The 22,771-nt window shown below is 68.7% G+C and carries 17 protein-coding genes; 14 read left to right on the top strand and 3 right to left on the bottom strand.

Going from position 1 to position 22,771, the window contains the following annotated elements:
- Positions 1–44: 44 nt before the first annotated feature.
- On the bottom strand, positions 45–1,682 hold the full coding sequence (locus AC3WMR_RS15005) for an ABC transporter ATP-binding protein (protein ID WP_492264399.1): 1,638 nt from the start codon (positions 1,680–1,682) through the stop codon (positions 45–47).
- A 199-nt stretch (positions 1,683–1,881) separates the two neighbouring features.
- Between AC3WMR_RS15005 and AC3WMR_RS15000 the strand changes: the two genes are divergently transcribed.
- The 11 genes from AC3WMR_RS15000 to AC3WMR_RS14950 all read left to right on the top strand — a co-directional run bounded on the left by AC3WMR_RS15000 (position 1,882) and on the right by AC3WMR_RS14950 (position 16,148).
- Positions 1,882–4,029: a hydantoinase/oxoprolinase family protein gene (locus tag AC3WMR_RS15000; RefSeq protein ID WP_492264400.1), complete on the top strand. Its 2,148-nt coding sequence runs from the start codon at positions 1,882–1,884 to the stop codon at positions 4,027–4,029.
- On the top strand, positions 4,026–5,729 hold the full coding sequence (locus AC3WMR_RS14995) for a hydantoinase B/oxoprolinase family protein (RefSeq protein ID WP_492264401.1): 1,704 nt from the start codon (positions 4,026–4,028) through the stop codon (positions 5,727–5,729). The genes AC3WMR_RS15000 and AC3WMR_RS14995 overlap by 4 nt, the downstream gene beginning before the upstream one ends.
- Positions 5,730–5,790: 61 nt before the next feature.
- Positions 5,791–7,377 carry an ABC transporter substrate-binding protein gene (locus AC3WMR_RS14990; RefSeq protein WP_492264402.1) on the top strand — a complete coding sequence of 529 codons (1,587 nt, stop codon included), beginning with the start codon at positions 5,791–5,793 and terminating at the stop codon, positions 7,375–7,377.
- Positions 7,374–8,354 carry an ABC transporter permease gene (locus AC3WMR_RS14985; RefSeq protein WP_492264403.1) on the top strand — a complete coding sequence of 327 codons (981 nt, stop codon included), beginning with the start codon at positions 7,374–7,376 and terminating at the stop codon, positions 8,352–8,354. Before AC3WMR_RS14990 ends, AC3WMR_RS14985 begins: the two co-directional genes overlap by 4 nt.
- 70 nt (positions 8,355–8,424) lie before the next feature.
- Positions 8,425–9,312, top strand: a complete 888-nt coding sequence (locus AC3WMR_RS14980) for an ABC transporter permease (RefSeq protein ID WP_492264404.1) — start codon at positions 8,425–8,427, stop codon at positions 9,310–9,312.
- A gap of 111 nt (positions 9,313–9,423) precedes the next feature.
- The gene (locus tag AC3WMR_RS14975) at positions 9,424–9,750 is read left to right on the top strand and encodes a DMT family transporter (protein ID WP_492264405.1); all 327 of its coding nucleotides are present in this window, start codon (positions 9,424–9,426) and stop codon (positions 9,748–9,750) included.
- 141 nt (positions 9,751–9,891) lie between these two features.
- Positions 9,892–10,281, top strand: a complete 390-nt coding sequence (locus AC3WMR_RS14970) for a BlaI/MecI/CopY family transcriptional regulator (protein WP_492264406.1) — start codon at positions 9,892–9,894, stop codon at positions 10,279–10,281.
- Positions 10,278–11,978, top strand: coding sequence for a M56 family metallopeptidase (locus AC3WMR_RS14965; RefSeq protein WP_492264407.1), 1,701 nt, complete (start codon positions 10,278–10,280; stop codon positions 11,976–11,978). Before AC3WMR_RS14970 ends, AC3WMR_RS14965 begins: the two co-directional genes overlap by 4 nt.
- A gap of 33 nt (positions 11,979–12,011) precedes the next feature.
- Positions 12,012–12,842 (top strand): class D beta-lactamase, encoded by an 831-nt coding sequence (blaOXA, locus tag AC3WMR_RS14960; RefSeq protein ID WP_492264408.1) that lies wholly within the window; start codon positions 12,012–12,014, stop codon positions 12,840–12,842.
- Between the two features lie 8 nt (positions 12,843–12,850).
- Positions 12,851–13,987: an acyltransferase family protein gene (locus AC3WMR_RS14955; RefSeq protein WP_492264409.1), complete on the top strand. Its 1,137-nt coding sequence runs from the start codon at positions 12,851–12,853 to the stop codon at positions 13,985–13,987.
- Between the two features lie 79 nt (positions 13,988–14,066).
- Positions 14,067–16,148 carry a DUF8189 domain-containing protein gene (locus AC3WMR_RS14950; RefSeq protein ID WP_492264410.1) on the top strand — a complete coding sequence of 694 codons (2,082 nt, stop codon included), beginning with the start codon at positions 14,067–14,069 and terminating at the stop codon, positions 16,146–16,148.
- A 28-nt stretch (positions 16,149–16,176) separates the two neighbouring features.
- Here the strand turns inward: AC3WMR_RS14950 and AC3WMR_RS14945 are convergent, their stop codons facing one another.
- Together AC3WMR_RS14945 and AC3WMR_RS14940 are read right to left on the bottom strand one after the other, a co-directional pair.
- Positions 16,177–19,023, bottom strand: a complete 2,847-nt coding sequence (locus AC3WMR_RS14945) for an autotransporter outer membrane beta-barrel domain-containing protein (protein ID WP_492264411.1) — start codon at positions 19,021–19,023, stop codon at positions 16,177–16,179.
- A 304-nt stretch (positions 19,024–19,327) separates the two neighbouring features.
- Positions 19,328–20,293, bottom strand: coding sequence for an SMP-30/gluconolactonase/LRE family protein (locus tag AC3WMR_RS14940; RefSeq protein ID WP_492264412.1), 966 nt, complete (start codon positions 20,291–20,293; stop codon positions 19,328–19,330).
- Between the two features lie 308 nt (positions 20,294–20,601).
- Between AC3WMR_RS14940 and AC3WMR_RS14935 the strand changes: the two genes are divergently transcribed.
- From AC3WMR_RS14935 to AC3WMR_RS14925, 3 genes are read left to right on the top strand one after another with little or no spacing between them, the layout of a single operon-like run.
- Positions 20,602–21,147 (top strand): RNA polymerase sigma factor, encoded by a 546-nt coding sequence (locus tag AC3WMR_RS14935; RefSeq protein WP_025141280.1) that lies wholly within the window; start codon positions 20,602–20,604, stop codon positions 21,145–21,147.
- Complete coding sequence (locus AC3WMR_RS14930; RefSeq protein WP_492264413.1) at positions 21,144–21,815, top strand: anti-sigma factor; 672 nt, start codon at positions 21,144–21,146, stop codon at positions 21,813–21,815. The genes AC3WMR_RS14935 and AC3WMR_RS14930 overlap by 4 nt, the downstream gene beginning before the upstream one ends.
- 59 nt (positions 21,816–21,874) lie before the next feature.
- Positions 21,875–22,771 (top strand): alpha/beta hydrolase, encoded by an 897-nt coding sequence (locus AC3WMR_RS14925; protein WP_492264414.1) that lies wholly within the window; start codon positions 21,875–21,877, stop codon positions 22,769–22,771.

The raw sequence follows: 22,771 nt of genomic DNA, 5'->3' as shown, positions 1-22,771 counted from the left end.
TGCAGGCCACCGGCCGGCCGGGCTGAACCCGGCCACGCGAGAGATCAAGCCGCCTGCCGGGCCGCCGCCGCGTCCGGATCCCACCGGCGGCCGGGTACCGCGGCAAGCAACGCGCGGGTGTAGGGATGCACGGGGGCCGCAAAGACCTCCGCGCACGGACCTTGTTCGACCACCTGGCCGTTCTTCATGACGGCGATGTGGTCGCACACCTGCGCGGCCACGCGCAGGTCGTGGGTGATGAAGACGATCGACAGGCCCAATTGTTCGCGCAGGCGGGCCAGCAGGGCCAGCACCTGGGCCTGCACCGACACATCCAGCGCCGATACCGGTTCGTCGGCGATCAGCACCCGCGGCCGCATCGCCAGCGCGCGGGCCAGCCCGACACGCTGGCGCTGGCCGCCGGAAAACTCGTGCGGATAGCGGCGCAGGGCGTCCGGCGACAGGCCCACCAGTTCGAACAATTCGCGCGCCAGGGCCCAGGCCTCGCGCCGCGGCATGCCATGCACGATGGGACCGCGCGCCACGATCTCGCCCACGCGCTGACGCGGGTTCAACGACCCATAGGGGTCCTGGAACACCATCTGCACGCGCCGCGCATGCTCGCGCCGCGCGCGGCTGCCATTGAACGTCACGGTGTCGCCGGCCAGCGTGATGGCGCCGGCATCGGGCGCCAGCAAGCCCAGCAGGGTGCGCGCCAGGGTCGATTTGCCCGAGCCGCTTTCACCGACGATGCCCAGCGTGCTGCCTTCGCGCAGCGCCAGCGTCACGTCGTCCAGCGCATGCGTGACGCGGCCCGGCTGGCCGAACCAGCCACGCTTGCGATAGGTCTTGGACAGGGCCTGGGTGGTCAGGATGTTGGGGGCGTCCGCCGCCACGGCTTGTCGGCTGGCGGCGGGCGCCAGCGGCGGCACGGCGGCGATCAGTGCGCGGGTGTAGGGATGGCGCGGGCGTTCGAGCACCTCGTCGGCCGCGCCGCTTTCCACCAATACACCGCGCTGCATGACGGCAACGCGGTCGGCAATTTCCGCCACCACGCCGAAGTCGTGCGTGATGAACAGCACCGCGGTGCCGCGCCGCCGCTGCAAGTCGTGAATCAAGTGCAGGATCTGCGCCTGCGTGGTGACGTCCAGCGCGGTGGTCGGTTCATCGGCGATCAGCAGCGCGGGCTCCAGGGCCAGCGCCATGGCAATCATGGCGCGCTGGCGCTGGCCGCCGGATAACTCATGCGGGTAGGCGCCCAGCGCGTGCGCGGGATCGGGCAGGCGCACGGATTCCAGCAGTTCCAGCGTGCGGCGGCGGATCTCGGCGCCGGGAAGGCGGGTATGCGTGCGGAACACTTCCGCAATCTGGTCACCGATGGTGCGCAAGGGGTTCAGCGCCGTCATCGGTTCCTGGAAGATCATGCCGATGCGATGGCCGCGCAGGCGCCGCAATGCGTCGGGCGGCAGGCGCAGCAGGTCCTGCCCTTGCCACAGCACCTGGCCGCCGCTGGCGCGCACGCCCTGCGGCAAGAGCCCCAGGATGGCGCCCGCGGTCAGCGACTTGCCCGACCCGCTTTCGCCGACCACGCAGACGATTTCGCCGGCGTTCACCGACAGGGACAGGTCGTGCAGCGCGTGCGGGCGGTCGGCGCCCGCCGGCAGGTCGACGGTCAGGTTCTGGATGCGGAGCAGTTCGGTCATGAGACGGCGATGGTAAGACGCGGGCCGCATGCGTCTAACGACCGTTCGGCGATAAGCAAATCACCGCTCGGAATTCGCATATCGACATGCGGAAAACGTCCTTCTAGCCGGCACGCGGAGTGCTTAGGATCAGGGTTTTGCACACCAGACGCCTCCGGGCGCCTCGCGTTTCCTCTTCGCATTCTCTCTTTCCGCCCCCATGTCCCTATCCCCTTCCGAGACCGCCTCGACGGCGCCGGTTCGCGTTGCCGTCGACGTCGGCGGCACGTTTACCGATATCGTCCTTGAACAAGAACCCCGCCGCTGGTCCGCCAAGCTGCTGACGACGCCGGACGCGCCCGAAACCGCCGTGCTGCAAGGCATCGAAGAGCTGCTGGACCAGGCCGGGCTGGCCTGGCCGCAGGTCAGCCTGCTGATCCTGGGCACCACGCTGGCCACCAATGCCCTGATCGAACGCAAGGGCGCGCGCACCGCGCTGCTGACGACGGCCGGCTTTCGCGACCTGGTCGAGATCGGCCTGGAAGACCGCTTCGCGCAGTACGACATCTTCCTGGACAAGCCCGAACCGCTGGTGCCGCGCCCCTGGCGCCATGGCATCACCGAACGCGTCGACGCCCAGGGCCAGGTGCTGACGCCGCTGGACGAGGCCCAGGTGGTCGCGCTGGCCGGCGAGCTGACCCGTGCCGGCGTCGAAAGCGTGGCCGTCTGCCTGCTGCACAGCTACGCCTACCCCGACCACGAACGCCGCATCCGCGAGCTGCTGCGTGAACACGCGCCGCAGCTGTGGGTGTCGCTGTCATCCGACGTGTGCGCCGAAATCCGCGAGTATCCGCGCCTGTCCACCGTCAGTGCCAATGCCTATGTACAGCCCCAGGTGTCTGGCTACCTGCGCCGCCTGAACGAGGCCGCACGCCAACGCGGCCTGCGCGGCGAACCGTTCCTGATGACCTCCGGCGGCTCGATCGCCACCTTGCAGACCGGCGTCGACGAACCGGTGCGTCTGGTCGAATCCGGCCCCGCGGGCGGCGCGATCCTGGCGCAGCACATTGCCGAGCAGACCGGCGCGGCCCGCGCGCTGTCGTTCGACATGGGCGGCACCACGGCCAAGATCTGCTACATCGACGACTTCGAACCGCAAGTGAGCCGCAGCTTCGAATTCGGCCGCGTGCACCGCCACCTGAAGGGCTCCGGCCTGCCCATCCGCATTCCGGTCATCGAGATGGTCGAGATCGGCGCAGGCGGCGGCTCGATCGCGCGCGTCAACCACCTGGGCGTGGTGCAGGTCGGCCCCGACAGCGCCGGCTCGTCGCCGGGCCCGGCCGCCTATGGCAACGGCGGCGAACTGCCGACGGTGACCGATGCGCATGCCTTGATCGGCACGGTCACGCCCGACCGCTTCGCCGTGGGCAAGGTCAACCTGCAGCCCGAACGCGCGCGCCACGCTATCGAGACCCACCTGGCCGCGGCCGCCGGCCTGGACGGCCCGCAGGCCGCGCAGGCCATCATCGACGTGGTCACCGAGAACATGGCCAACGCCGCCCGTGTGCACGCATCGGAACTGGGCAAGGCCGCCGAGGAACACACCCTGATCGCCTTTGGCGGTGCGGCGCCGCTGCATGCCGCGCGGCTGGCGCGCAAGCTGGGCATCGGCCGCGTCATCATCCCGGAATCGGCCGGCGTGGGCTCGGCGGTGGGCTTCCTGTGGGCGCCCATTGCCTACCAGGCCGTGCGCAGCTTTCATCAACGCCTGGCCACGATCGACCACGCCGCCGTGCAGCGCCTGCTGGACGAACTGACCGCGGGGGTGGACACCGTGGTGCGGCGCGCCGCGCCCGATGCGCCGCTTAGCCACAAGCGCGTGGTGTTCATGCGCTACAGCGGCCAGGGCCACGAGATTCCTGTCGACCTGCCGGACGGCCCCTTCGATGCCGCCGCCAGCCGCCAGCTGGACGTCGCGTTCGCCGAACGCTATGCGCAGCTCTATGGCCGCAGCCTGCCGCACGTGGCGCCCGAAACCGTCAGCTGGTCGGTCGCCGCCCAGGCCGGCGCGCGCCGCGAACGGCCGCGCGACCATATCGCCAGCGGCCCGGCCACCGCGGCGCGCTCGTCCGGCACGCGCGCGCTGTACGACTTCGAGCAGAACCGCTGGGCCGACGTGCCCACCTATGAGCGCCAGGCGCTGGACGCAGAGCAGAAGCTGAGCGGCCCCGCGCTGGTCGTCGAAGACGAGACCACTACCTTTGTGCCCGCGGGCTTCGAGGCGCGGCGCAGCCGGCTCGGCTCGCTGGTGCTGGACGATATCCAGGCGGCCTCGGCGCCGCGCGCTGGAAAGGAACACGCAGCATGAGTACGCACCAACACACGCCCCAGGAACGCATCCGTTTCCAGCTGGCCTGGAACCGCCTCTTGTCGGTAGTGGAAGAGCAGGCCCAGGTCCTGATCCGCTCGGCCTTCGGCACCGCCACGCGCGAGGCCGGAGACTTGTCAGCCGGCGTTTTCCTGCCGGACGGCCGGATGATCGCCCAGGCCGTCACCGGCACGCCGGGCCACGTCAACGCCATGGCCGAATCGGTCAAGCACTTCCTGAAAGTGTTCCCGCCCGACACGCTGAAAGACGGCGACGTGCTGCTGACCAACGACCCCTGGAAAGGCACCGGCCACCTGTTCGACATGACCATGGTGTCGCCGGTGTTCCATGAGGGCGCGCTGGTCGCGCTGTTTGCCTCGACCCTGCACGTGATCGACATCGGCGGCATCGGCAGCAGCGCCGACGGGCTGGAGGTCTATCACGAAGGCCTGTTCCTGCCGATCCTGCGGTTCTTTCACCAGCACCAGGTCGACCCCGGCGTGCTGGCCATCATCCGCGCCAACGTGCGCGAACCCGAACAGGTCGAAGGCGACCTGTATGCGCTGGTGGCCTGCAACGACATCGGCGGACGCCGCCTGAAGTCGCTGCTGACGGAATTCCAGCTGGCCGACCTGGACGCGCTGGGCGGCTACATCGTCGAGCAGTCGGCGCAGGCGATGCGCCTGGCGATCTCGCAATGGCCCCAGGGCACCTGGCACAACACGCTGGTGATCGACGGCTACGACGCCCCCATTACGCTGCAGGCCAGCGTCACCGTGCAGGCCGGCAAGATCCTGGTGGACTTCGACGGTACCTCGCCCAGCGTCACGCGCGGCATCAACGTGGTCAAGGCCTACACCGACGCCTACACGTCGTTCGGCATCCGCTGCCTGATCGGCGCCGACGTGCCCAACAACGCCGGCTCGCTGTCGCTGGTGGAAGTGTCCGCGCCCGAGGGCTCCATTCTGAACGCGCGCTTTCCCGCCGCGGTCACCGCTCGCCACATCATCGGGCAGATGCTGCCCGACGTGGTGTTCGGCGCCCTGCGCCAGGCGCGCGCCGACCAGGTGCCCGCCGAAGGCGCCTCGTCGCTGTGGAACCTGCACCTGGTGGGCGGCGAGCCGCTGGCCGGCGCCACGCAGGCAGAGCAGCAGAGTCTCTTGGCCGGCCGGCGTTTCAATGCCACCAGCTTTTCCACCGGCGGCACCGGCGCGCGGCCCGGCAAGGATGGCCTGTCGGTCACGTCCTACCCCAGCGGCGTGCGCAACGTGTCGCTTGAAATCCTGGAAAGCGCCAACCCGCTGGTGTTCGAGCAAAAGGAATATCGCCAGGATTCCGGCGGCCCAGGCACGGTACGCGGCGGCCTGGGCCAGACCATCGTGGTGCGCCACGCCGATCCGCAGGCCGGCATGATCATCGCCGCCGCCTTTGACCGCGTGGTGCATCCGGCCCGCGGCGCGCTTGGCGGCCAGGCCGGGGCCGGCGGCCGGCTGGAACTGTCGTCCGGCGCCGTGCTGCGCGCCAAGGGCCGCCAGCTGATCCCGGCCGGCGAACGCCTGGTGGTGCACACCCCCGGCGGCGGCGGGCTGGGCGATCCTGCCGAACGCCCCGACGCCCGCCTGCAACGCGACGTGCAGTACGGCCTGGTCAGCGCCGCGCAGGCCGAAGACGCCTACGGCCGCCCCGTCGCCCCCACCTGATCCCTTGAACCCCGGCCCGGCGCCCTGCGCGTCGGGCGTCCCCCCCTCTTTGCCGACGACCATGAAACCGCTCCGCCGCCCCTTCCTGAAACTGCTGTTCTCCGGCCTGCTGCTGGCCGCCGCGCCGTACGCCCACGCCGAACCCGCTCGCGGCGGCACGCTGACGCTGCTGCTGCCTTCCGAACCCACCGCGCTGGTCACCGTGGGCAACGTCGCCACGCCGATCCTCAGCGTCAGCGCCAAGGTCACCGAAGGCCTGTTGAAGTACGACTACGACCTGAAGCCCGAGCCGCAGCTGGCCACCGCCTGGACCATCAGCCCAGACGGCACGGTGTATACCTTCACGCTGCGCCAGGGCGTGAAATGGCATGACGGCAAACCGTTCACCGCGGCCGACGTGGCCTTCTCGATCGACCTGCTCAAGAAGATCCATCCGCGCGGACGCAACACCTTCGCCAACGTCACCGCCATCGAAACGCCCGACGACCATACCGTGGTGCTGCGCCTGTCCAAGCCCGCGCCCTACCTGATCCGCGCCTTCGTCGCCACGGAAACGCCGATCATCCCCAAGCACATCTACGAAGGCACCGACCCGCTGACCAACCCGGCCACGTCTGCGCCGATCGGCACCGGCCCCTACAAGTTCAAGGAATGGGTGCGCGGCAGCCACATCGTGTATGAACGCAACCCCGACTACTGGGACAAGCCCAAGCCCTACATCGACCGCCTGATCGTGCGCGTGGTGGCCGACCCCGCCGCCGCGGCCATCGCCTTCGAGACCGGCACGGCCGACCTGGGCTACCGCACCCCCGTGCCGCTGGCCGACCTGGCACGCCTGAAGGCCGTGCCCACGCTGCGCTTCGAGACGAAGGGCAACAGCTATTCCTACAATGTCACGCGGCTGGAATTCAACCTGGACGATCCGTTCTTCAAGAACGAGAAAGTGCGCCAGGCGGTGGCCCACGCCGTCGACCGCAACGTCATCCTGAAGGTCGTGAACTACGGCGTCGGCCAGGTGGCGTACTCGCCCATCGCGCCCGGCCTGAAGACGTACAACGACCCGGCCATCACGCCCTACCCCTTTGACCTGAAGCGCGCCAACGCGCTGCTGGACGAAGCCGGCTACCCCAAGGGCGCCGACGGCGTGCGGTACCGCGTGACGCTGGACTACAACCCGATCGGCGCCGACGGCCCGCGCCTGGCCGACTACCTGCGCACCACGCTGGCGCGCGTCGGCATAGCCGTCACCGTCCGCGCGCAGGACGCCTCGGCCTTCATCAAGCGCGTCTACACCGACCGCGACTTCTCGTTCACCACCAACGGTGCCAGCAACCTGTTCGACCCCACTGTCGGGGTGCAGCGCCTGTACTGGTCAAAGAACTTCATCAAGGGGGTGCCCTTCTCCAACGGCACGCACTACAACAACCCCAAGGTGGATGAATTGCTGGAAGCCGCCGCCGTCGAAAACGATCCGGCCCGCCGCGTGCAGCTGTTCAAGGAATTCCAGCAGATCGTGGCCCGCGAGGTGCCCGACCTGAACCTGTACCAGCCGGAATTCATCACCATCGCCAACCAGCGCGTGCACGACCACTCGCTGACCGCCGACGGCGTGGAATCCAACCTGGCCGACGTCTACCTGCAACCATGAGCGCACGCACCCTGCGCGTCCTGGGACGCTCGCTGCTGCAGGCCGTGCCCACGGTCATCGGCGTCGTCCTGCTCAGCTTCTTCCTGCTGCAGGCCGTGCCGGGCGATGCCGCCGACGTGATCGCGGCCGAGTCCGGCTCGGCCACCGAGGCCAGCATGGCGGCGCTGCGCACGCACTTCGGACTGGACCAGCCCGTGCTGCAACAGCTGGGCGACTACCTGCGCAACCTGGCCACGCTGAACCTGGGGGTATCGCCGCGCTATAACCTGCCGGTGTCGGACCTGATCTTCAGCCGGCTGGGCAACACCGTGCTGCTGATGGGCAGCGCGCTGGCCTGCGCCCTGGCCGCCGGCATCGCGCTGGGCGCGCTGATGGCCAGCTTTGCCGGCCGCTGGCTGGACCGTGCCTTGTCGCTGGCCGCGCTGCTGCTGTATTCCACGCCCGGCTTCTGGCTGGGCCTGATGGCCATCATCCTGCTGTCGGTCAAGCTGGGCTGGCTGCCGCCGGGCGGCGTCTCCACCATCGGCTCGGGCGCCACGGGTTTTGCGCATGCGCTGGACGTGGCGCGCCACCTGGTGCTGCCCACGCTGGCGCTGGCCAGCTTCTATGTCGCCATCTTCGCGCGGCTCACGCGCGCCTCGATGCTGGAAGTGAACCGCCAGGACTTCGTGCGCACCGCCCACGCCAAGGGCCTGACGCCGCGCGCGGTGGCGCTGCGCCACGTGCTGCGCAACGCCCTCATTCCCGTCACCACCGTGGCGGGGTTGAACGTCGGCACGCTGCTGGGCGGCGCGGTGGTGGTCGAGACCGTCTTCAGCTGGCCCGGCCTGGGCCGCCTGGCCTATGACTCCGTCATGGGTCGCGACTACGTCGTGCTGCTGGGCATCCTGGTGCTGTCGTCGCTGCTGGTCATCGTGGCCAACATCCTGGTCGACCTGCTGCAGACCATGCTGGACCCGCGCATCCGCGCGCGCTGAACGGCGTCTGCTGCCTGCCTGAGTCACGCATGCCTGCTCAAACGACGCCGCTTCTTTCCTGAGTTCCCTCATGTCCGCTCCTATCGAATCCACGCTGGGCGCCCCGCCCGCCCGACTGCCCTGGCGCCGCCGCGGCGCGCTGGGCCGCCTGCTCGCCAACCCCGCCGCCGTCGCGGGCGGCGTGCTGCTGCTGTTGATCCTGCTGGCGGCGGTGACCGCGCCGTGGGTATTTCCGAACGACCCGCTCGACATGGTCGGCCCGCCCATCCTGTGGCCCGGCCAGGACCCCGGCTTCTGGCTGGGCACCGACACCATGGGGCGCGATGTGGCCGCCGGTCTGGCGCACGGCGCGCGAGTATCGCTGACCGTGGGCTTCACCGCCGCGCTGCTCAGCCTGGTCATCGGCATCGCGGTCGGCGCGGCCGCCGGCTATTTCGGCGGCTGGGTCGACATGGCGCTGATGCGCGTCACCGAACTGCTGCAGACCATTCCGTCGTTCCTGCTCGTGGTGGTCATCGTCGCCATCGCCCGGCCGTCGGTGGCGGTGATCGCGCTGTCCATCGGCGTGGCGTCCTGGCCCGTGATCGCGCGGCTGGTGCGCGCCGAATTCCGTACCCTGCGCGAAACGGAATTCGTGCAGGCCGCGCGCAGCCTGGGCTACAGCCACGCCCGCATCGCCCTGCTCGAAATCCTGCCAAACGCCCTGCCGCCGGTCATCGTGACGACCTCGGTGCTGGTCGCCAACGCCATCCTGATGGAATCGGCGCTGTCATTCATGAACATGGGCGACCCCAACGCCGTGTCGTGGGGCAGCATGATCGGCAGCGCCCGCGAAATGCTGCGCACCGCCTGGTACCTGACCGCGCTGCCGGGCGTGTCCATCATCCTGACCGTGCTGTCGCTGAACCTGCTGGGCGATGCGCTGAACGACGCGTTCAATCCCCGGCTGGCGCGGTAATGCGCATGAACGCTGCGTTTGGCGGGCGCTCCGGGCGAATGGGCCTGGCGCCGCTCGCGCATTGCCCTCCGGTATATTTCCCCTTTTGTGCAGAGCAATAAGGGGAACGGCATGGGATGGATCTATCTGGCGCTGGCCGGCGTCGCGGAAGTCTTCTACGCGGCGGCCATGCCACGCACCGACGGCTTCACCCGCCTCGGCCCCAGCCTGTTCTGCATCTTCTTCATCGGCGTCAGCATGTATCTGCTGTCGCTGGCCACGCGCACCATTCCCGTGGGCACGGCCTACGCCGTCTGGGTCGGCATCGGCGCCGTCGGCACCGCCATCTACGGGTCGCTCTTCCTGGGAGAAGACCGCAGCTTCATGCGCGTCATGTGCTTTGTCCTGATCATCTCGGGCATCGTCGGCCTGAAGGCGCTTTCGCCGGCCAGGGACTGAGCGGCGTCTGCGCGCCCGCTCCCGAACGCTCCAATTCCCAGGCTCGTGGCAGGATCGCGGCAAATCCAAGTAGACTTTTTTTTCTAGAAAAACTATTCTAGAAAAATAGTTCTATCAACGTTTCTGTCCACGTCCGCCTCGATGCCCCCCACGCCTGCGCCCGCCGCCAAGCCCACCAGCGCCGAACTCGATGTGCTGCGCGCGCTGTGGGAAACCGGCCCCGCCACCGTCAAGCAGGTCCACGCCGCCATGGCCGCTCAGCGCGACGACCTGACCTACGCCAACGTGCTGCGGCAGATGCAGCTCATGCACGGCAAGGGCCTGCTGACGCGCGACGAAAGCGAGCGTTCCCATGTGTATGCGGCGGCGCAGACCCAGGCGGCCACGCAAGGCGGCCTGGTCAAGGACCTGATCCGCCGCGCCTTCGCCGGTTCGGGCAAGGCGCTGGTGCAGGCCGCGCTGCGCGATGGCCACGTCAGCAAGAAAGACCGCGCCGAAATCGAAGCGCTGCTGCGCAAAGACAAGCCGTGAACGCGTTCCTGCTCGCCACGGCCTGGGCCATCGGCGGCAGCCTGCCGGCCGTGGCCTGGAAGATCCTGTGCCTGCACGCCGCCACGGCGGGCCTGCTGGCGCTGACCCGACCTGGCGACAATCGCTTGCGTTATGCGCTGCTGTGCGCCGCCCTGTGCGCCTGCGTGGCAGTGCTGGCGGCCGATGTGGCCTCGGCCTGGCGCGCGTTGCCGGGGTCGACGGGTGGGGACCCTGCCGCGCCGGCCGCCGCCCGCTGGCCGCTGTGGCTGGCGTTGGCCTGGCTGATCGGCAGCCTCGTGGCGTCGGTGCGCGTCTTGCTGGGCATCGGCTGGCTGCGCGGCCAATTGCGCCGCAGCCACGCCTGGGCCGACCCGGTCTGGCAGGCCCGCGCCGCCGACCTGTCGCGCCGCCTGGGCCTGGCACGCGGCGTCAGCCTGCGCGTGGCGCACCACCTGGCCACGCCCGTCACCGCCGGTTGGCTCAAGCCCGTGGTGCTGATGCCCGCCACGCTGGTGACCGGCATGCCGGCCGACCTGCTGCAAGCCCTGCTGGCGCATGAACTGGCGCACGTGCGGCGCCACGATTACCTGGTGAACCTGTTGCAGCACGCCGCCGAGGCGCTGCTGTTCTTTCACCCCTCGGTGTGGTGGCTGTCGCGTCGCCTGCGCATCGAACGCGAGCGCATTGCCGACGCCATGGCCGCCTCGATGCTGCCCAGCCCCTTGACGCTGGCCCGTGCCTTGCATGGGTTGAGCGACGCCCGCCGCCCACCCGCGGCTGTCGCCCCCGGCGCACGCGATGGCGATCTGCTGGACCGCATCCGCCGCCTGGCCGCCCCCGCCAGCGTCCCGGCGCGGCGCACGGCCGCCGGGCCCATCCTGGCGATGACACTGGCGTTGGCGGGGTTCATCGCCTGGCCCGCGCTGCAAGCGGCCCGGCCCGGTCAAGCGCCCACGGCCACCGAAGCCCGCCACATCCTGGCCCAGCTACCCGGCGTCCAGGCCCTGATCGCCTCCAGCGGCGCCACGCACGTGCTGCTGCAGGACGACGCGTCCGGCGCCACCCTGCTCGGCCGCGCCGAGAACGACGCCGTGCCCATCGCGTCGCTGACCAAGCTGATGACCGCCATGGTCGTGCTGGACACCGCGCCCGACCTGGACCGCCGCATCGTGATCGACGAACAGGATGCGCAGGCCACCGCGGCATCCGCCTCGGCGCTGCCGGTGGGCACCGCCACCACGCTGCACACCCTGCTGAAACTGGCGCTGATGTCTTCGGACAACCGCGCCGCCCATGCGCTGGCGCGCAGCTACCCGGGCGGTCAAACCGCGTTCCAGGCCGCCTTGCAGCGCAAGACCGCCGCACTGCATCTGCAACACACCACGCTGGAAGAACCCACCGGCCTGTCGGGCGCCAACCGCGCCAGCGCCGTGGACATCGGCAAGATCATGGCCGCCGCGTCCGCCTATCCGCAGATCGCCCGCGACACCACCGCGCTCGCCGAAACCGTTGCCACGGCCGGCGCGTCGCTGCACTACCGCAATACCAATCCACTGGTCGGCGCGCAGGGCTGGGACATCCGCCTGTCCAAGACCGGGGCCTCGACCGAGGCGGGCCGCTGCCTGGCCATGCGCCTGCATATCGACGACCGCGACCTGACGCTGGTTCTGCTCAATGGGCGCACGCCGCGCGCCTGAGTGTTGGCTTTTTCCTTGATGACTGCATCGATCATGACCGTTCGACTCTTGCCCCACGCCCTGGGCGTCGCCTTTTCCCTGACGGCACTGGCCGCCGCGCCAACCCAGGCGCGTGAACTCTGCACCGTGGTGGCCGACGCCGCCACGGGCAATATCGTGTTCCAGCAAGGCACGGCCGAGGCCTGCGGCACACGCTACACGCCGGCGTCGACCTTCAAGCTTGCCATCGCCCTGATGGGTGCGGACGCCGGCATCCTGCAAGGCCCGCACGCGCCGGTGCTGGACTACCAGCCTGACTACCCCGACTGGGGCGGCGACGCCTGGCGCCAGCCTACCGACCCGGCGCGCTGGATCACGTATTCCGTGGTCTGGTATTCGCAGCAGGTCGCCCAGCGCCTGGGAGCACAGCGCTTCCAGCAGTACACGTCCGCGTTCCGCTACGGCAATGAAGATGTGTCGGGCGAACCCGGCAAGCACAACGGCATGCAAGGCGCCTGGATCATCTCGTCGCTGCGTATCTCGCCGCTGGAGCAGTTGGGCTTTCTGCGCCAGGTCGTCAACCGGCAACTGCCCATCAAGGCCGGGGCCTACGCGCTGGCCGACACCCTGTTCGAGGCCGGCAGCGCCGACGGCTGGCGCATTTACGGCAAGACCGGCACCGGGTCGCCCGGCAATGCTGGCGTCTACACCCCCGCCAACGCCTACGGCTGGTTCGTCGGCTGGGCCCGCAAGAATGGCCGCCAGCTCGTGTTCGCCCGCCTGATTCAGGACGAACAGGCCACCCGCCCCAATGCTGGCCTGCGGGCCCGCGATGAACTCATCAGCCAGTGGCCGGCGCTGACGGCCCCGGCGGCACAAAAGTAGCGCCCGCCATGCTGACCGATGCGCGCGATGGCGGCATCGACACGCTGCGCGGCGTGTCGATCCTGCTGGTGCTGCTGCACCACTTCAACATCGCCTATCCCCTGCAAGACACCCTGCTTGCCAGCCTGTTGGGCTGGCCGTTGCCGCACGCCATTGCGCGCAACGGCAACTATGGCGTGACGATGTTCTTCGTCATCTCGGGGTATCTGGTCACGCGCAACGCGCTGGACCGCTGGGGCAGCCTGGGCGCCGTGCGGCTCGCGCCATTCTACGGGCTGCGGCTGGCGCGCATCGTGCCCACGCTGTTGCTGACGCTGGCGGTGGTGAACGCCCTGGCGTGGGCGGGCGTGGCATTGTTTGGCAACCGCACGGACGCCGCCGTGTCGCTGTGGACGACCAGCCTGGCCGCGCTGACGGGCTGGATGAACGTGCTGGTGATACGCGAGGGCTGGCTCAACTATGCCCTGGGCGTGATGTGGTCGCTGTCGGTCGAGCTGGCCTTCTATCTGCTCTTTCCACTCGCGTGCCTGCTGCTGCGCCGCGCGTGGATGCGCGGCGCGCTCGCGGCGGCGCTCATCATCGCCGGCCCGCTCTATCGCCTGGCGCACCAGGATGGCAGCGAGGCCTATCTGTATGGCTATCTGGCCTGCTTCGACGCCATCGCCATCGGTGGCGTCGCCGCCGTCCTGGCCCGTCGCCATCCGCCCGCCTTCCTGCAACGGCGGCTCGTGCACGCAGCGGTCGGCATCGCCATGCTGCTCTTCTACCTGGCCTGGCCCATCAGCGCCAGCAATGTACTGGGCGCCAGCGCGATGGCGTTGGGCACGGCCGTGCTGCTGCTGCGTCGGCCGGCGACCGACTGGCCGCCCACCGGCTTGGCGCAGCGCCTGCTTGGACGCTGCGGCCGCGACTGCTACGAGATCTACCTGCTGCATCTGGTCGTTCTGGGCCTGCTGCGCACGGCCTGGCCGCCCGCCCTGACACCCGGCGATGCCAGACTGGCCTTGCTGTGCGCCTATCTGACGGCCTCCTGCCTGATCGGCGCCGTCGTGGCGAGCGGCTATTCCAGCCCGGCGAACCGGGCGCTGCGGCGGGTTTTCGGCGTGACGCGCGCCGTCGCCGTTACGTCCGGCACAAAAGCGTAACGGCCATGACGAACGCCGGCACGGCATATCCGCTATAAATAAGGGTCTAAAAATAACGGGGCCAGACTGCCCCTACGCCATGCCCCGACGACCGGACCTGTTTCGCCCCCTTGGCCGGATACTGCTTTTCGCCCTGGCCGCCCTGACCAGCCCCTGCGTGCTTGCCGCGCCGCCCACGCTGGCGCAATGCCACGGCATCAAGGACCTGGCTTTCGTCGCCCACCTGGATGACGACCTGCTGTTCATGAACCCCGATATCGCCTCGAACGTGGCGGCGGGCGGCTGCGTGCGGGTGGTCTACCTGACCGCCAGCGACGCGGGCGAAGGCGACACCTACATGCTGGGCCGCGAGCGCGGCGTGCGCGCCGCCTACGCCTACATGGCCGGCAAGCCCGACCAATGGAAGGAAGACACCGGCATCGTCGCCGGCCGCCGCATCGCGCGCTTCACCCTGGAAGGCGACCCCCGCGTGCAGCTCTGGCACATGCGTTTGAAGGACCCCTGGCTGGGCAAGGGCTGGGGCAGCCTTACGCCGCTCAGCCGCACCGAATCCGAACCCGGCCAAAGCGTCGACACCCTCGGCCCCTACCCCGAGACCTACACCCGCGAACAACTGGTCGACACGCTTGCCGAACTGATCCGCCAGTACGCGCCCACCACCGTGCGCCACCTGGACGACACCATCGCCGTGCCCTACACCCAGCTGTGCTGGCGCTGCGCCGGCCACGGCCATCCCGATCACATCGCCAGCGCGCGGCTGGTGCGCGCGGCCATGCTGCGCGTGCCAGGCAACTACGCCGAAACCGGCTACATCGACTACCCCAGCCAGGAACGCGCCACCAACCTGGCCGACGCCGAGATCGCCAGCAAGTCGGTGATCTTCCAGCACTACGCCTGGAACGACTATCACTATTGCGCAGGCCCCACCGGCTGCAAGGAACCCGCCGGTCCCGCTGCCGCCTGGGTCCAGCGCGCCTACTACGTGTCGCGCCAGGACATGCCGCCGCAAATCTATCCAGACGGGCGCGGCGGCCTGGTCGTGTTTGCGGCGGGCGAGACCAATGCCGCCGTCAACCGCTGGGACGCCGGCCAACACCGCTGGCAGAGCCTGGGCGGACGCACCAGCGGACCGCTGGTGTCATTCACCCACGCCGACGGCACCGCCGGCCTGATGGCGCGCGACCCGCTGGGCGGCGTCTGGGCCAACAAGCAGCGCCATGACGGCACCTGGCAAGGCTGGCAGGCGCTGGCCGGCATCCGCGTCACCCAGATTCCGGCCGTGGCGCCGCGCGGCGAAGCCGCCGCCGTGGCGCTGGGCTACGACGGCCGGCTGCACTGGATCGCGCCCACCGGCATCGACGGCAGCTGGAGCCCCTGGCAGGAACTGCCGCCGCTGGACGGCGCCACGGGCGCGCCCGCGGTCGTGCGCGGCGACGATGGCCGCTACATCGTCTTTGCCTCGGCCGGCGCCGGCCAACTGTTCTACACGCGCCAACTGCCGGCCGCCAAAGGCCAACGCCCCGACTGGCAGCACTGGCGCCGTATCCCCGCCCCCGAAGCGGCCGGGGGTCTTGCCGCGATCCGCAATCACGAACACCGCGTCGAACTCTACTTCCGCCAACGCACCGGCAATCACCTGACGCGCCTGGAGGAAACCGGCGACACCACGGACCTGGACATTACCTTCAGCGCCCCCACGGACCTGGGCGTGCCCTACATCGGCCGCCCCGCCATCGATGCCGATGCGCAAGGCAACGTCGTGCTGGCCATCCTGGAACGCGCCAACGGCCCGCTCTGGCTGGTCGAACACGGCAAGCCCGCCAAACTGGACGCCGAGGCCGCCTCGCCGCCCGCGATGCACCTTATCGATGGCACGCTCTATATCGTCGCCCGCACCGCCGGCGGTCCACAGCGCTACCAGGTACTGTCCCGGCGCGATGGCCAATGGGCCACCGCCCTGACATTGGACGGCGTGCCCGCCAGCGGCGGCGGCCCATTCGCCAGTGCCGCCCCGCGCCCGGCGGACTTGCCCAACCTGGGCGCCAACCCACCCGGCAACACCGTGGTGGTGCGCCCGTCGCCCGACGCCCCCGGCACGCTGACCCAGGAGCGCATGCCGACGCAGACCTCGCGCACGGCAACGCCGACGCACGTGCAATGAGTGAAATGAACGCAGCCGCTGACGCCGTCTACCAGGTATAGCGATAGCCCACGTTGACCGCCCAGGGCGATTCAAAGCGGCTGCCTTTCTTGTATTCGTAGTCCGCATACAGCCGGTGATCCTTGCCCAGCGCCGCAATCACGCCGGCGCCAAGCTCGGCGCGTCCGCCGGACACGTCCGTGCGCGTGCCGATGCCATTGGTGCGCACCACGCTCTTGCCATCGAATTCCTGCGACCAGCCGATCTTCACGTAGGGCTGCACGGTGTTGCCATTGCTCATTTCCAGGCGGCGGCCCACCAGCGACCCCATGCGCAACAGCACCGAACTGCCCCCTTCGGCCGCGACACGCATGCCGTTGTTCAAGCGATAGCGCGCGCTGTTGGCACGAAACACCGCCAGTTCGGCCTGCGGTTCGATGAACCAGCCATTGGCCAGGCCCACTTGACGGCCCGCTTCCACGGACACGCCCACGCCCTGGTTCTTGTAGTTGCCCTTGATCATCGCGCCGTCGGTGGCCTCTACCTTGAAGTCGTGCTTCATATGATTGACCTTGGCCACCGTATCCACGTACCAGCCGCTATTCGCGATATAGGTCGCGTAGCCGCCCACGTGATAGCTGTCGGTGCCGCCATTGCCTTCGTCGGCGAACTTGCGGTCGGCGCGGCTGTAGCCGGCCATGGCGCCCAGATACCAGCGGCCATTGGAGGTGCTTATCCGCGAGTCGGCGCCCAGTTCCGTGCCGCCGACGTTCTGTCTGAACCCCCGGCCGCCTTGGTTATTGATCAACTGCCGCTGGCGATAGGCTCGCGCCCATGGGCCGCCCTGGTCGTTACCCAGCCGCAGTTCGCCCAACCTTTTGACCAGGGCATTCATCTCCGCGTACCAGATGCTCTGGGCCGAACCGATGCCGCCCGTGTTGACGGCGGCGTTCGCGCCCGTGGACAGATCATCCCCCGGCTGCAACACCACCGGTACGATTTGACCAGGTTGCAGCGGCACCACGGTGGGCACCTGGCCCACATGGACCAGGCTCCAATCGGTGCTCCGGCCCCCCACCGTATCGCTGGTCTGCAGCCGGTAGCGATAGGTGCCCGCGTCTACGACCTGACCACGGTTGGCCAGTGAAAAGCGGGCGTCGCCGCCCTCGGTACGCACGATCTCTTGATGCTGATTACCCGCCGACGGCTCGCCGCCGGCGTTGTGAACCAGGATCTGATGCGAGCCCGTCGCGGAGCCGCCTACCGTCAGCAGGTCCGAGCGTCCTGCCGCCAGATCGGTGTTCATCTCGAACAGCCCGCTACCCGTCAGGTCGCCGCGCACCGTGAGTGTGTTGAACGCGCCGGGCGCGAACGCCACCGTGCCCGAATTGTTCAGGGATTGCACATCAGACGAGCTTTGCATGTGCCATTGGCTACCGCTTGCAAGAGACAGGTGATTGATGCCCGTACCCGTGCCTTGCCACTGCGAACCATCGGTCAGATTGAAATCGGCCACGTACCCTTGCGCCACCTGGATACTGCCTTGCATGCGCGAATGGCTGGCATTGAGCACGCTGGAACCACTGTTCCCTCCCGTGGTGAAGAACGATCCGGCGGCGCTGGTGACGTCGCTGTTCGTCAACGTGATGACCGCGCGGTTGGCGTCCACCGCCATGAACGCCGAGCCACCCGCGCTCAGCTGGCTGTCGGTGATGGTGATGGCATTGACACGTCCCCGGGTCGTTCCGGTCACCATGATGCCCTGCCCCGACGCCTGGACCCGGCTCGCGGCGATCGAGAGCGTGGCGCCATCCTTGACCTCCGCGCCGGTGCCGCTTCCCAGCGTGGTGAGTTCGACATTGTTGAGATGGGTGGCGCCGTTCAGCGCGGTCAGCACGCCGGTGCCGTTGATCCGCATGCGGGTGCCGTCGAGAGACAGCACGGCGTTGTCCGAAACGTTGGCGCCTTTCGATCCCGCACCCGGCGCGTCAATACTGCCACCCTGAAGATTGACGACGGAGGCATCCTGCGTGACATCCAGGCCCACAGCACTGGTACCGCGCATGACGATATCCACATCGCGGGCCTGGACCGTGCCACCGATAGCCGCCACGATCCCCCTGCCTTGGGGGGCCAGGACGTCGACCGTCGAATCGCTGATGTCAACCTCGCCGCGCCATCGCGCGGCGATCCCCCAGTTGGTGGACTTGATGTGAACGCGGGACGCCGTCGCAAGGGATTTCGTGCCGTCAGGTGCCGCGCTGCCTACGTTGATCCCCATCAGCCGGCCATCGATGTCCGTATCGCTTACCGTAACTTGCCCGCCTTTATCGACATGGATGCCCTCATCGGTGCCCTTGAGGGTGCTGCCGGAAATCTCCGCGCGATGCTTGCGCTCGATATAGACCGCGGAGCGCTTTCCCGAAATGCTGCTGTTGACCACCGTGGCGGTGGCTGCCACGCCGGGCAGCCCGTCCGTCAGCGTCAGCCCATCCCCATCATTCGCGCTCGTCTCCAACGTGGCGCCCTGGATCACGGCGCTGCCCCCCCTCAGCGTCACCGCGGAACCGAAGTTGGTCGTCGCCGTGGCGCCATGATCCATGCGTAGAACCGCCCCATAGCTGGCGATGACACTGCCGATGGCGCCGCCATCGGTGACCCACAAGCTGGCGCCATTGCTCACGCCCCAGTTTTCCAGGGCCGTATTGCCGTCAACCGTCGCCGATTGATCCGCTCCGTTCAGGCTGGCGGCCAGCGCGGACGACGGGTAGGCCGGAAACAGGCTGGCGACCGCGACGGCCAGGGCCAGACCGCGTATCGGGCCATGCCTGCCCGGGGTCGGCGATGCCGGCCGACAGAGTCGGCCGGTGTATTGCTGTAGGGGGGATACAACCATGAAAACACCTCGCGAATTGATGACACTCGTCGATCAAACGAGGTCGAATCAAATGCAAGGCGTGCACTGGATAAACGTCAAAACTCGCTCAAGAGAGTGATTGACCGCGGCGGCCGACGGCGGCGGCGCGGTAGTACCTCCTGAGTATGCGAGGGGCGCAGTATTGAAAGAATTGGAAGTTTCTGATTATTATTTTGTTGCAAATCAAGGCCACCCTGACGGGCTGATTTTCCAAATCACGCCCCATCACGGCCCACGTCTTCCTGCATCGAAATGTTCAGACGGGATCTGACAATCTTTACCCTCAGGGCCGACTTGGCGGCAAGGGATTGGGCAGCTTGAAAATCTGGCCGGACGCCCCCGACAAGGCCGTCGCGTACAACGATTTCCGATCCCGCGACAGCGCCAGGTTCGAGTGGTGCTCGCCCGGCAGCGCCACCGTGGCCTGGAGTCCACCCTGCTCATCCAGCACCCACAATCCGCCGCCGTTATACAACGCCACGAATAGATGGCCGTCAGCATCGCTGCGAATGCCGTCCGGCGTATGGCGGAAGGCTTGCCCGCTGGGCGCCAGCGCGTCCAGGTCCGCGAACGGGGTGCGCGCGACCAGCGTGCCATCCCGATGCACCTCGTATCGCAGGATGCTGTCGGTGGTGCTTTCGCCAACGTACAAGAGGTTGCCGTTGGGCGACAAGGCGATGCCATTGGCATTGCGGATGTTGTCGGCCACGGCCACGGGCGCGGTGGCCTGCGGCGCCAGATAGAACACCTTGCCCAGCCACGAGTCATCGCCCGACGCGGTGAAATACATGCCGCCCCGCGTGTCGGTGACCAGATCATTGGGGTGCAGGAACGGTTCTCCCTTCGACCCGCGGTCATACGCCCGCTGACGTACGCCATTCATCGATATCTGCTGCACGGCGCCGCTGTCGTAGCAAGCCACCAGCAACGTGTCGTTCAGCACGGCCAGGCCGTTGGCGCCGCAACCCGGCAAGCGAGCAACGACGGCCTGACCAGAAGGCGTCAGCCGGTTGACGGTCGAAGCCTGGTAATCGACGAAGTACAGCGTGTCCTGCACCAGCACGGTGCCTTCCGGAAAACCGATATCGTCCGCCACCTGCGTCGCGCTGGCCGCGGCATCGATGTCCAGCGGCGTCTTGTTGGCCGCGGCGTCGCTCGTCACGAGCGCCGAGTTGGCGAAAGCCTCGTCCGCCCACGCGGAAACAGGCGATGCCAGGAAAAATGCGATGACTGCCGCGGATAGCCGCATATTCAGGTCCTTTACGGGCGATCGACCCCGGCCGCGCACACCGCGATGCGGCGCATCGCTTTCCGTTTGGCGCAAGCCACCTGATCGCCTGGCATCCGACTCCCGTGCGGGCGACGAAGTTCCTGGCTGGCGACGCTTTCGCCACTGAACCGCCACCGAAGTAACCCGTACAAACCCGGCCTTTGCCCGTGCCAGCCCGCCCGGCGCTTGCCTGTATTATTTGGGGGCCACAGCCTTTCCCCAGCCGTGGTTAATGCCTCTTCCCGTCGCCTCACGCGGCTGCACCTCTCCGACCCCGGATATCCGCCATGGCTGATCCGCTTCGTCTGCAGGCTCTGATACAGGATTGCGCGCGCGGCCAGGAATCCGCGCTGGCCGAACTCTATCGCCAAACGTCCCCGCATCTGTTTGCGCTTGCCGTACGTATATTGCGACGAAGCGACTGGGCGGAAGAGGTCCTCCAGGACAGCTTCATCAATATCTGGCGCAATGCCGCCCGCTATTCTTCGGAACAGAGCCAAGTCATGACCTGGATGACCCGCATCGTGCGCAACCGCTGTATCGACCTGCTGCGCAGGCCGGACCTGGAGCGCCCGGACGCCGACGGCGAATTGACGCTGGCGTGGGCGGACGACGCCCCCGGCCCGTTCGAACGGCTGCAAACGGACCAGGACGCCCGCCGGCTGGCCGACTGCCTGAAACAACTCGAAGGGCAGCAACGCGCCGCCATCGCGCTGTCCTTCTTCGATGACCTGAGCCACAGCGAAATCGCCCAGCGCATGCAGACGCCGCTGGGCACGATCAAGAGCTGGGTGCGCCGCGGCATGGAACGGCTCAAGAGGTGCCTGTCATGAACTACCGCGATCCGCAGTTGCGCGCCCGCCTGGCGGCCGACTATGTCGCTGGCGCCATGCGCGGCGGCGCCCGCCGTCGTTTCGAAGGGCTGATGGCGGCCGACGCCAACCTGCGCCGCCAGGTGCGCGAGTGGGAAAACGACATCTATCCCCTGCTCTGGTCGCTGCCGGCCAAGACGCCGCCCGGCCGCGTCTGGCGTGCGATCCAAGCGCGCCTGCGCCCCGGCGCCGGGCCGTGGTGGCAAGGCCTGGCGTTCTGGCGCGTGGCCAGCGGCGCGCTGGCGGCCCTGCTGGTGGCCGGCGTGGTCTTCTACCCCATGCAGGTCGACCGCGCCGCGCGGGCGCAACTCATGGCCGTGCTGCAAAGTCCCGAAGCGCAGGCCATGCTGGTGGTGCGCGCCGACGAAGCCGGCGGCCTGCACATTCATGCATTGCAGAACCTGGCGACGCGTGCGGGCGACAAGGCCCTGGAACTCTGGGCCATTCCGCCCGGCCAGGCGCCGCAGTCGGTCGGCCTGGTGTCACCCGAAGGCCTGACCGCGCTGCGGCGCGCGCAGGGCCTGGCCGGCGTACAGCAACTGGCCATCACGCTGGAACCGCCGGGCGGCTCGCCCACCGGCAAGCCCACCGGCCCGGTCATCATGAGCGGCGACGTGCTGAAGATCTAGGCTGCATCCAGTACGGGCCGCGGCCCGTATAGAGGGGTGTCCCCGTTGCGGAGCACCCCATGTCTTCCTGGATCGGCCCCGGCCCGCGTGGCCTCTTGGAAATCCTGCTGGTCGCCGGCCTGGCGCTGGGCCTGCTGGCCGCCTGCTCGCCCCTGACGCTGCTGAACGGCGCCATTCCCGACGGCGCCAGCCAGGCCACGCAGGGGCTGGCCTATGGCACGCTGCCACGCCAGCGCCTGGATATCTACGCGCCGCCCAATGCCGCTCACGCCCCCGTGGTGGTGTTCTTCTACGGCGGCAGCTGGCGCAGCGGCGAACGGGCCGACTATCGCTTCGCGGGCGACGCCCTGGCGTCGCGCGGCATCGTCGCCGTGATCGCCGACTACCGCCTGTACCCCGAAGCCCGCTATCCCGCTTTTCTGGAGGACGCCGCGCAAGTGGTGGCCTGGACCCAGCAGCACATCGGCGCCTATGGCGGCGACCCCGGGCGGGTCTTCGTGGCCGGCCACAGCGCGGGCGGCTACATCGCCGCCATGCTGGCGCTGGATGCGCGCTGGCTGCACGGTGCCGGCACCGCGCCCGCCACCCTGGCCGGCTGGATCGGCCTGGCCGGCCCCTATGACTTCCTGCCCATCGTCGCGCGCGACGTGCGGCCGGTGTTCCTGTTTCCCGATACGCCGCCCGACTCGCAACCGATCCATCACGTCAGCGCCGCCGCGCCGCCGGGCCTGCTGCTGGCCGGCGCCGCCGACAGCACGGTCGACCCGCAGCGCAACAGCGTCAGCCTGGCGCTCGCGCTGCGCGCGGCCGGAGCCTGCGCCCGCCTCGTCGAATACCCCGACCTGAGCCACAAGCTGTTGGTCGGGGCCTTGTCGCGGCCGCTGCGCTGGCGCGCGCCGGTCCTGGACGACGTCAGCGCATTCGTGGCCGCGCCCTGCGCGGCGCAAGGGGAATGA

It is taken from the genome of Achromobacter sp. FW305-C-28 (assembly GCF_058783235.1).
Note: the sequence above shows the minus strand (reverse complement) of the source record. Positions and strands in the feature narration are given on the sequence as shown.

What these genes read in the sequence shown, in the direction of transcription:
- AC3WMR_RS15005 (WP_492264399.1), bottom strand. Translation starts at nt 1,682, where the DNA reads ATGACCGAACTGCTCCGCATCCAGAACCTGACCGTCGACCTGCCGGCG.
- AC3WMR_RS15000 (WP_492264400.1), top strand. Translation starts at nt 1,882, where the DNA reads ATGTCCCTATCCCCTTCCGAGACCGCCTCGACGGCGCCGGTTCGCGTT.
- AC3WMR_RS14995 (WP_492264401.1), top strand. Translation starts at nt 4,026, where the DNA reads ATGAGTACGCACCAACACACGCCCCAGGAACGCATCCGTTTCCAGCTG.
- AC3WMR_RS14990 (WP_492264402.1), top strand. Translation starts at nt 5,791, where the DNA reads ATGAAACCGCTCCGCCGCCCCTTCCTGAAACTGCTGTTCTCCGGCCTG.
- AC3WMR_RS14985 (WP_492264403.1), top strand. Translation starts at nt 7,374, where the DNA reads ATGAGCGCACGCACCCTGCGCGTCCTGGGACGCTCGCTGCTGCAGGCC.
- AC3WMR_RS14980 (WP_492264404.1), top strand. Translation starts at nt 8,425, where the DNA reads ATGTCCGCTCCTATCGAATCCACGCTGGGCGCCCCGCCCGCCCGACTG.
- AC3WMR_RS14975 (WP_492264405.1), top strand. Translation starts at nt 9,424, where the DNA reads ATGGGATGGATCTATCTGGCGCTGGCCGGCGTCGCGGAAGTCTTCTAC.
- AC3WMR_RS14970 (WP_492264406.1), top strand. Translation starts at nt 9,892, where the DNA reads ATGCCCCCCACGCCTGCGCCCGCCGCCAAGCCCACCAGCGCCGAACTC.
- blaOXA (WP_492264408.1), top strand. Translation starts at nt 12,012, where the DNA reads ATGACCGTTCGACTCTTGCCCCACGCCCTGGGCGTCGCCTTTTCCCTG.
- AC3WMR_RS14955 (WP_492264409.1), top strand. Translation starts at nt 12,851, where the DNA reads ATGCTGACCGATGCGCGCGATGGCGGCATCGACACGCTGCGCGGCGTG.
- AC3WMR_RS14950 (WP_492264410.1), top strand. Translation starts at nt 14,067, where the DNA reads ATGCCCCGACGACCGGACCTGTTTCGCCCCCTTGGCCGGATACTGCTT.
- AC3WMR_RS14945 (WP_492264411.1), bottom strand. Translation starts at nt 19,023, where the DNA reads ATGGTTGTATCCCCCCTACAGCAATACACCGGCCGACTCTGTCGGCCG.
- AC3WMR_RS14940 (WP_492264412.1), bottom strand. Translation starts at nt 20,293, where the DNA reads ATGCGGCTATCCGCGGCAGTCATCGCATTTTTCCTGGCATCGCCTGTT.
- AC3WMR_RS14935 (WP_025141280.1), top strand. Translation starts at nt 20,602, where the DNA reads ATGGCTGATCCGCTTCGTCTGCAGGCTCTGATACAGGATTGCGCGCGC.
- AC3WMR_RS14930 (WP_492264413.1), top strand. Translation starts at nt 21,144, where the DNA reads ATGAACTACCGCGATCCGCAGTTGCGCGCCCGCCTGGCGGCCGACTAT.
- AC3WMR_RS14925 (WP_492264414.1), top strand. Translation starts at nt 21,875, where the DNA reads ATGTCTTCCTGGATCGGCCCCGGCCCGCGTGGCCTCTTGGAAATCCTG.